The organism is Spirillospora albida, assembly GCF_000718255.1.
Taxonomy (GTDB): Bacteria; Actinomycetota; Actinomycetes; order Streptosporangiales; family Streptosporangiaceae; genus Spirillospora; species Spirillospora albida.
In genome coordinates this window covers 1-965 of record NZ_JOFJ01000054.1, presented here as the reverse complement: position 1 = coordinate 965, position 965 = coordinate 1, and the positions used below count along the sequence as shown (strand labels likewise).

Annotated in this window: 1 protein-coding gene; it reads right to left on the bottom strand. The window is 68.1% G+C overall.

What is annotated here, in order from left to right; genetic code table 11:
- Positions 1 to 942, bottom strand: a 942-nt coding sequence (locus IE99_RS0128470) for a Hint domain-containing protein (protein ID WP_281176597.1), incomplete at its 3' end; no start/stop codon positions are given.
- Positions 943 to 965: the final 23 nt, after the last annotated feature.

The window sequence follows — 965 nt, the reverse complement described above, 5'->3', positions numbered from 1 at the left end:
CATCGCCCGGCCGCCGTCCGGCGTGGCGAGGTCGTCCCCGAAGACGAGCCGCCCGGCGCCGATCCACTCCCCCGCGCCCGGAGCCCAGAACGGGTGGTTCGCGGTGGCGGTGATCCTCGCGGTGGGGCCGCCGACCTGGCCGTCGGGGTCGACGGTGAGGTCGACCATGGGCTTGCGGTCCGTGCCGACGATGAGATGCGTGACGCGGCGGGGGCCGCTGCGCCCGGTCTCGGGATCGGTGGCCCAGACGGTGTCACCGACCCGGACGCGTTCGATGGGTCTGCGAGTGCCGTCGCCCATCAATACCGGTGTGCCCGGGGCGAAACTGTTGGGGTCCTTCTTCCCGGTGCACGCCTCAAGCGCGCGGTCGAGGCGGTCCTTGGCGTCCTTGCGGCTCTTACGCGCCTTGTCCAGACGGCGCTTCAGATCCAGGAAACGATCGATCAATTTGGCGATCTTGGGAATGGACTTGATCAGCTTGCCGATCTTGCCCCACGGGACGATCCCCACGATCGCCCACAGGCAGTCCATGAAATTCGGATTGTCGATGCACTTGATGATGTCACCGGCGATGAAATCGAGCCCGAGCTTGGCGATCTCCTTCAGCAGATCGAAATTGTTCCACTCGTTCTCCACGTCCCGGGCGTCCTGGTCGGCCTTGTCCGCCGCCGCCTTCGCCTCCCGGTACTCCCGCTCCTCCGGCGTCTCACCCCCCGCCGGCACCGCCGCCGGAGACGTCCCCGACACACCAGGAGACGGACTCCCACCCGGACCCTCACCCGGCTCACGGCAATCCTCGTCCTGCGAGACGGCACACACCCCCGACCGGATCCCGGCCGAGATCTCATCACCCACCGCGACCACCGACACCACCGCGGTCACCGCCGCGACCAGCAGGATCACCGTCAAATACGACAGCGACCCCTCACCCCGGTCACCCAACCGCCGCAGCATCCACAACCCCC